This window comes from Actinomadura kijaniata NBRC 14229, from assembly GCF_001552175.1.
Taxonomy (GTDB): domain Bacteria; phylum Actinomycetota; class Actinomycetes; order Streptosporangiales; family Streptosporangiaceae; genus Spirillospora; species Spirillospora kijaniata.
On sequence record NZ_BCQR01000086.1, the window covers coordinates 39758 to 48758 of the forward strand.

Here is a 9001-nt window from a genome sequence, read left to right on the forward strand (position 1 = left end):
ACTAGCTTCTTCTGGGGCGGCACCAAGTTAACGTCTTCGACGTTCAGAGGAGGGCGAAGGCCAAATGCGGACATAGGTTGGTCATGGCCCTGCACACGTCGGCGTTGTCGGCTATGGCGGGGATGGCTCCTAGCTACTTCTGGGGCGAGCTCCCCAGTGAGACTGGGGAAGCAAATCGGCCCCGCGCATGCGGGGATGAGGGGCCCACGTGACACGCGGGCCCCTTCCTCTTTGGTCACCCATCGACGACCAGCCCCAACTGGTCGTCGTATTGAACCTGATGCCCATCGAGCACGGCGCAGGCATCCTCGTCCAGCACCAGGGCGCGGGTGTAGCGGAGCCAGGGGTGGTCACGCCAGCCGCTCAGAGCAGACAGTTCCCGCTCCGCCACCTCGGTCAGCGTCGCTGGAAGCCGGACGGTGGCGAACAGCACCTCGTCCAGCAAGTCCGGAGCGACCTCACCGTTGATGCTGAGCCGACGCCCGGCCAGCGTGTGAAAGCCTCGCTCTCCGCCTTTCACCATGACGACCTCGATGGTGCGCTCGCCGTCCCGCACCAGGGACTGGAACTGCTCATCGCCGGACACGCCACGGGAATGGCCGAAGTGAAGCCCGGCCAGGGTCGGCTTGTCGCGCTCTCCGACGCGGGTCAGCAGGAACGGTTCGGCGTTGCGCTGCCGCTCGTCCTGTTCCCGTTTCCACCTGTCACGCGCCGTGCTTTCGGCGCCAGACCATGCCTCAGGAACCACCGCTTGAGGGCCATACACCCGCGAGACCAGGCTCGGAACCGCCCCCGGGATCGCCCACGTACCACCCTCGGCTTGCAGGACCATAGCCGCTGTCCGCAGCAGCAGATACTCCCCATAGATGCTGACGCTGGCCGGAAGCAACGCGGGCGGCCCGTCAGGACGAGGCTCGAACCCGGTGACAACGATGCGGGGCACCTTCACCAGAGGTGGACGGACCTCCCAGGCGTGCCGGTGAGCCCGGCCCAAGCGTTGCAGAAGCAGGTCCATCGGGGCCAGATCGGTGATCAGCAGATCCGCATCGACGTCGAAGGACTGTTCAGCCAGCTGCGTCGCAACCACGATCAGCCGGTCAGGCCGAACACGCTCATCGTCGGGTGGCCCCAGAAGATCCAGGCACTCCTCGGTGCGGTCGGCGCGATGCCCGGCGTTCAACCGGCCATGCAACAGACGCGTCTGATCGCCGAATTCTGCGCGCAACGCCGCATAGGTCGCCTGCGCTCGCGGCACGGTGTTGCGAATGACCAGCGCGCAGCCACCCTCCGCCAGCCGTTCACGCAGCAATGCTCTGACCGCCTTGTCGCCGGGCGAGATGGTGTCGTCTGCCCGCTCCTGCTGCGCAGTGACCGGTTCGCTCAGCACCTCGATCCGGGTGTACAGATCCTTGCGCCACGTCTCGGCAGACCGGACCTCGCTGCGCACCCTGTGGGCCTCCGGCCAAACAGCCGTCACGTTGGGGTACCCCGTCGGCTCCGACGGCAGTTCAACCTCGTCCTCCTCCTGGCCGGTGGCTCCGGCCAGGTAGGCGGCCACCAGCGCACGACGCTGCGCCGGCGGCAGCGTCGCAGACAACAGCACCACCGGAACCTTCGCCTGCCCCAACCAGCGCAACCCTTCCTGGAGGAACTGCGACATATAGACGTCGGCGGCGTGAACCTCGTCCAGGATGACAACCTTGCCCGCGAGCCCGGCCATGCGCAGCATGACGTGCTTGGTGCGGGTCGCCGCATACAAAAGCTGGTCGATGGTGCCAACAACGAACGGGCTCAGCAGGCCCCGCATAGATCCCAGAAACCATTCGGCAGGAGCCCGGCGCTCGGGGGCCTCATCAGGATCAGCCCACATGTCGGGCAGGCCAAACTCGTCCTCCTCGATGCCGTCGAAGTAGGTGTCGGGCTCGTTCCCGGCGCTGGTGAGCAGGCTCTGCCACTCCTTGTTGAACCGCCGCTTGCCGTGCAGCAACGCAACCTGACTGCTTAGATCAGGATCGATCCGAGCTACCCAGTCGCGAACCTTGCCGAACACCGGATCGCTGGTGGCCTGCGTCGGCATTCCGGCAAACACACCGTCTAGTCCGAACCGGGAGGCGAGCACCTCGGCGGCGATCAACGCGGCCTTGGTCTTCCCCTCCCCCATCGGGGCCTCGACCACCATCAGCCCTGGAGCGCCCATGAGCGCGGCAACCTCTTGGACAAGCACCTGCGAGGGGCGAGGAGTCTCGTTGAACCTGCGACGGAAGGTGTCGGCATCTGGCATCGGAAGCTCGCCCCAGCCTCCCCGCAACCCCAAGCTCTTCCAGGCATCCCTGGCGCGACGGCGCGCCCCGACCAGACTCACCCTGTCCAGATCGTCGATCCCCGGGAAGTGCCGGTGGTCACTGGCGATCCAGTCCGCCATCACGATCAGTCCGCTGAGCTGCAACTGTTCAGCGCGGGTCGGGGCCCGCGCCGGTTGCACCTCGGCGAGATCCGTATAGCCCAACTCTGCAGTAAGGATCGACAGGAGCGCTTTCTGAACCCGCGGCCATGCCGGTCCACGCCCTGGCAACTCTCCGCGCCCCCCGCGGGGCTCCCGCACCTCCCGAAGTGGCGGGAACAACCCATGGTGTCCGGCGACCAACGGCCACACCCACTCGATCTGCTCCTCACCCCAGCATGCTTCCCCCAGATCCCTCCGCAGGAGATACGCACCCGCCCGATCATGCCGCCAACGCACGCGGTCGACCACGTGCCGATTCCACGAAAGACCCGCTCTGAGAACCGCCTCAGCGCTGAAGGCATCAACATGCTGGAAAGCGGGCGTGGCCTTCCCGTAGTCGTGCACACCACACAGCCAGGCGAAGAACCGGCAGCCTTGGCCGCCAGAGACCTCGTTCAGCATCCGACGAGCCGACAGCGACAGGTAGTGGTCCCAGATCTGCTCAGCGACCGCAGCCGTGTCAAATATGTGGGACAGCAACAGGTTCAGTACCCCGCCAGCCCGCTTGGCGGACTTGCCCCACAGCACCCCCAACCAGCCTTGGACCTCATCATCGCCGAAGCGTCCAGTCCCCCCGTCTTCTCGGGGCGCGTTGTCTGCGGCATGCATGCCGCGAGCTTAAGAGTCGCCACCGACATTCGGTCTTCGACATAGAACCCTGGGTGATCCGACGGCCCCTCCCAGGGGAGGGAGGGGCACCTCATCCGCCCTCCGCCATCACCTCAGCTACGCTGGATCAAGCTGAGCAAATCGAGAACGAGTCGCGTGATGCAACTAAATGAAACCTGGGGACCTGCATCACAAACTCGCAGTTCAGGAAGCGTCGGCCCCGCGCATGCGGGGATGGTCCCGCAGCGCACGGCGTGTGGTCCGAGGCCGCGGGGTCGGCCCCGCGCATGCGGGGATGGTCCGCGACAAGACGCGGCCGGTCCACACCGGCAACGGTCGGCCCCGCGCATGCGGGGATGGTCCCTCGTCGATGACCATCATGTCGATGTCGTCGGTGTCGGCCCCGCGCATGCGGGGATGGTCCCCCGATTCTCCCACCGACCGCGAGATACCTCCAGTCGGCCCCGCGCATGCGGGGATGGTCCGCGGGGATCCCGGCCCGGTCCTGCTCGGGGTGAGTCGGCCCCGCGCATGCGGGGATGGTCCCCTTTTTGGAACCTTCGGGGCTGACCTGGGCTTGTCGGCCCCGCGCATGCGGGGATGGTCCCCGCAAGACCCAGTCCGACCAGGTCGCCGCCGCGTCGGCCCCGCGCATGCGGGGATGGTCCCGCGATACGCAGTCCCACCACCACCAGCAGTCCGTCGGCCCCGCGCATGCGGGGATGGTCCGATCAGCTCGGGCGGGGCCTCATCGGTGCGGACGTCGGCCCCGCGCATGCGGGGATGGTCCCTCACCCAGCGCGGCGGTCACGGCCGGGTGGATGTCGGCCCCGCGCATGCGGGGATGGTCCGACACCCCCTGCTGGATCGCCCACCACGGGCAGGTCGGCCCCGCGCATGCGGGGATGGTCCGGGCCACGCGGGGACGCTCGTCGCTATCGCCCTGTCGGCCCCGCGCATGCGGGGATGGTCCCTCCAACAGCCTGGGGATCGAGGCCGAGAACGAGTCGGCCCCGCGCATGCGGGGATGGTCCGTCGTCCACCGGGTGTGGGCCGCGCCCGCCAGGGTCGGCCCCGCGCATGCGGGGATGGTCCCGAGTGGAAGATGCCCCGCGTCCCCCAGGTCACGTCGGCCCCGCGCAGGCGGGGATGGTCCCTGGGCCAGCGCGTCGGCAACCAGTTCGGGTGAGTCGGCCCCGCGCATGCGGGGATGGTCCGCCAGGCCCGCGAGGCAGGCCAGCTGCGCAGCGGTCGGTCCCGCGCATGCGGGGATGGTCCGTGCAGGGCCCGGCCGGCCAGCGCGCCGATGAGGTCGGCCCCGCGCATGCGAGGATGGTCCGGTGTCGATCCAGGCGCGCATGTGCACCTTGAAGTCGGCCCCGCGCATGCGGGGATGGTCCCATCCGCAGCGTGATCCGGATGATCGGCGACGGGTCGGCCCCGCGCAGGCGGGGATGGCCCCGGGCAGTGCTTGGGGTCCTGGCGCTTGAGCCTGTCGGTCCCGCGTAGGCGGGGATGGCCTCTTGGGCTTGGCCGCCATCTGCTGGTCGCTGTCGTCGGCCCGCGCAGGCGGGGATGGTCCGACCGACATCGCCAGCTTCGACACGCTGTTCGGGTCAGCCCCGCGCACGCGGGGATGGTCCGCCCGCGACGGCCAGCTCGACCGGGCGCGTACCGTCGGCCCCGCGCATGCGGGGATGGTCCCACCCCGTCCTTGATCTTGCCGTCCGGTTCGTGGTCGGCCCCGCGCACGCGGGGATGGTCCGACCCGCGATGCCGCCGTGGCGTCCCTCGGTGAGTCGGCCCCGCGCATGCGGGGATGGCCCCGCGGAGCGGTCCGACGCGGAGCCGATCCGGCAGTCGACCCCGCATGCGGGGATGGTCCGCCGGGTGAGCGCATGGTCATCCGCGCGTCGGAGTCGGCCCCGCGCATGCGGGGATCGTTCTCTGATCCACCCTGTGTTTTCGCAGGTCAGGGGGTCGGCCCCGCGCATGCGGGGATGGTCCGCCGATCGCTACCGCGTGGGTCCGGCTCGGGACGTCGGCCCCGCGCACGCGGGGATGGTCCTGGATGGCGTACGAACGTGTGGCGGGTCCGTTGGTCGGCCCCGCGCACGCTGGGATGGTTCGGCATAGGTCCGGTCGGGGCACCCGCTCCTCCAGTCGGCCCCGCGCATGCGGGGATGACCCACGCGACGAGATGTGGTTGGCCAGTCGCGATCTGCCGGCCCCGCGCATGCGGGGGTGGTCCCTTGGGCTTGGCCGCCATCTGCGTGCCCGCGTCGTCGGCCCCGCGCATGCAAGGGGAGAGCCCCAGCCCGCCGGTTCCGCCGGTGCGATCGACCTCGCGCAGGCGAGGATGGTCCCTCCAAGCACATTCACGTCGTGCAGCTCGAGCAGGTCGGCCCCGCGCAGGCGGGATGATCCCTCGTCGCCGTGGCCGGACAACAGTACGCACCGGCCGACCCCACACACGCGAGGATGAGTCGTACGGGACCTGGTCGCTGTGCACCCCGGTGTCGTCGGCCCCGCGCACGCGGGGATGGTTCGCGCCGTTGGGCGTTTCGTAGTCGGCCCCGCGCAGGCGGGGGTGGGCTGCCACTCCCCTACCCTTCGACGGTCTTCGCGCGGTCGGCCTCGCGTACGCGGGATGGTCCTGGGTAGCCGCCATAGGCGAGCGGGTGCAGCGTGTTGGCTCCGCGCACTCGAGGATGGCCCGGTGCATTCGACGCGTGCCCCACGACCGGGGCGTCGGCTCTGCGCATTCGGAGATGATCCCAGGCAGGTCTCTGCGGAACTACAGCCGCGGCAGTGGACCTCCACGCAGGCAGGGATGGTCCACAAGACAGCCGCCCCGCGTCCCTATGATGACACTTGGCCCCGCACATGCGGGGATGGTCCTACCGGGCCCGCCGCGGTCCGGCGACCGTCCCCGTCGGCCCCGCGCATGCGGGGATGGTCCGATGAGCGCCCGCCGCTGGTGTGAATGCAGTCCGTCGGCCCCGCGCATGCGGGGATAGTCCCACCGGGTGCCACTCCGCGGGGAGGGTGGCCAGGCCGGCCCCGCGCATGCGGGGATGGTCCGGGTGTCGGGTTCTTCGTGTCGTGCCCGACCTGGTCGGCCCCGCGCATGCGGAGATGGTCCGCCATATCGTCATACCGCCATAGGGCCCAGGTAGTCGGCCCCGCGCATGCGGGGATGGTCCGGTCTGCGGATCGGGGAGCAGGGCGGGGTCGGGGTCGGCCCCGCGCATGCGGGGATGACCCACGCGACGAGATGTGGCTGGCCAGTCGCGATCTGCCGGCCCCGCGCATGCGGGGATGGCCCGGCCGCCCGGTCGCCGTGGCCGTGGTTGATGTGGTCGGCCCCGCGCACGCGGGGATGGTCCCATCGCCGCCCTGTGGGAGGCGTGGGAGGCCACGTCGGCCCCGCGCATGCGGGGGTGGTCCGTTCGGGTCGTTGGCCTGCATCACGGCGTTGCGGTCGGCCCCGCACATGCGGGGATGGTCCGGTCGGGAGCAGAGGGCCGAGGCGGGGAGAGCGGTCGGCCCCGCGCATGCGGGGATGGTCCCCCGATCTGGGCGTCCAGACCGCTGCGCGTGCCGTCGGCCCCGCGCACGCGGGGATGGTTCCGTCAGCAAGGGCGTGTACGCGTCGGTGCAGGGGTCGGCCCCGCGCATGCGGGGATGGTCCGGCGTGCCACCTCCACACCCGCATCTCGGTCACGTCAGCCCTGCGCACGCGGGGATGGTCCGCGTGCTTACGACTCCTAGGCCCAGGTCACTCCGTCGGCCCCGCGCATGCGGGGATAGTCCGGTCTGGAAAGCCTGCTCAGCCGCCCAGCCCGGGTCGGCCCCGCGCATGCGGGGATGGTCCCTTCGCCCCGGACGGAGACGCGTCATGACCCCCGTCGGCCCCGCGCATTCGGGGATGATCCGCCCTGCGGCGGCGGCTCGAAGACGCTGAGGTCGTCGGCCCCGCGCATGCGGGGATGCCTCCTTGATCCAGTCCAGCTTGGACTGACGAACTATGTCGGTTCCGTGCATGCGAGGATGGTCTCGCGTGACCGAGCGGCTGACGGGCCGGGAATGCGACTGCCCTGCGCAAGCGGAGATGGTCCGATGACCCCAGCCATGCCCTGGCCGCATATGCGGCTGACCCCACGCAGGCGGAGCTGGTCCGGTATCGCTGCAGGCATCCGCTCTCCGCAGAGCCGTGGTCAAGCTGCGTCTGGCCGCAGCAACCTCGTCATGAGTGGCTTCATCGTGTCGTGCTGGGTGTGCGGCTAGAGTGATGATGCCCGCCGCTGGGTCGTTCCCTTCGTGATCATTAGCGGACTGCATTCACACCAGCGGCGGGCACCCATCGAGGCCATGTGGATCCTGCGAGTCCCCTCCCCCACCCTTGAAGCAGGTGCTTGACAGAGGGCTGTGCAGAGGAGGCATCACACCGCTCCTCATGCTTCTTGTGCCGAGAGACGCCGTTGCCGCTTGGCGGCTCAAGCCACCGAGCGGTTCTGTCGCAAACACCGAGGGAGAGTCGGCCGTGGGCACCGAAGGCCGCCCGGCGAGGATGTTCTCCCAGGTGAACGCCCTGTTGCCGCAAGAGTGTTCACGGCGTTAACACTCCGGTCGCCACATGCCGCATCACCGACCCCCTAAAACGTCAGCATCTTACTGACGTTTTGAGATGATGCCGGAGTGCGAAAAGCCGTTCCACTCCCCCGCGATGTTTCCGCCGCCGAGGTGGCTGACCGTATCGCCGCCCGTCATAAGGACGACGACCTGGGGTTGGAAGCGTTCCCCGACCCAGAGAACATCGCCGCTGTCGTGGACTTCGCTCTGCGTCGCCGCACCCGGCTGTCGCGTGTCGACAGCCAGGCCAATGTCCTGGACGCGTTGCTGCTGGTCCGCTGTGCCAGGGAACAGTTGGACCGATTGGAGAAGCGCGCGTTGCTCACCGCCAAGGCGGACCGCATCAAAACGCGGCAACTGACCCCGGCTACGGGCATCCGCACGCGTCAAGGCATCCACGACCGCATCCGAGCTCTCACTCGCAAGATCGGCGCTGCCCGGCTGGGTGTACCACCCGAGGCGCTGGACGACTCCTCCTCCCCCGCCACGCCTCCGGAGGAGCACGTACGAGCCGTCGCCGAGACTCTGTTGAGGGTGTGGCCGGAACTGGAGACCGATCCCGACATCGACGAATGGGCCGAGGGCATCGAGTTGGTGCTACGCAGTCCCCACTCCCCCAGCGCAACCGCCAGCCTGGTCACCCAAATGCGTATCGCCGTTGCTGAGATCGAGGAGCTTGCAGCGCGGACCGGTCACCCATCGACCGCTTCGGTTCCAGCTCAGGAAGCAATGCGAGCAGTGCGGAAGCTGTAGTCCGTAGCTTCGGTTCTCTGTTGCTTGACGTCTCTTCCCAGTGCTGACGGGCTGCCGATCGTGTCGCCTTGTCGGCGGGCGGAGCCTGCTCAGGCCGATCGGAGAGTCGGTGGTCCTGCCGTAGGTGGATGGCCACGAATATGCTGCTGACCTCGGTGGAGGGTGGGCAGGGCGCGTCAAGTGTTTTCGGCGTTAACACTGTGGGAGTTCAACCGCTTCTCTCGACTACGCCGTCACGGGGTCGCTGCTGCCCCAGGGCATCATCACCTCGATGGGTCTGCGGTTGTGTGTCAGCGGGTCGAGAGCAGGGAAGGTGCGAGTATCTGCCGTACGGCTGATGGAGTTGGCGCTGCTTCAGTTAGAGCAGGAAGATTCGACGCAGATTAGCAATGACGCCATGAGTACGACAGCCTGCGGCAAGGTCACCTGCGACATCGGGATGTCGATCGACGGGTTCGTCGCCGGTCCCCACCAGAGCAGGGAGAACCCCCTCGGGGTGGG

2 protein-coding genes and 1 CRISPR repeat array are annotated in these 9001 nt (G+C 68.8%); of the genes, one reads left to right on the forward strand and one right to left on the reverse strand.

The window, feature by feature from the left end; translation table 11 throughout:
- Nucleotides 1-235: 235 nt before the first annotated feature.
- Nucleotides 236-3112 carry a CRISPR-associated helicase/endonuclease Cas3 gene (locus AKI01S_RS26305; protein WP_084000273.1) on the reverse strand — a complete coding sequence of 959 codons (2877 nt, stop codon included), beginning with the start codon at nucleotides 3110-3112 and terminating at the stop codon, nucleotides 236-238.
- A gap of 213 nt (nucleotides 3113-3325) precedes the next feature.
- A CRISPR array of direct repeats spans nucleotides 3326-4635; the repeat unit is 28 nt; unit sequence GTCGGCCCCGCGCATGCGGGGATGGTCC.
- A gap of 3223 nt (nucleotides 4636-7858) precedes the next feature.
- On the opposite strand from AKI01S_RS26305, the gene AKI01S_RS26310 reads away from it, so the two are divergent.
- A complete protein-coding gene (locus AKI01S_RS26310) occupies nucleotides 7859-8500 on the forward strand; it encodes a hypothetical protein (RefSeq protein WP_067823564.1) in 642 nt (213 codons plus the stop codon).
- The last annotated feature ends 501 nt before the right edge of the window (nucleotides 8501-9001 follow it).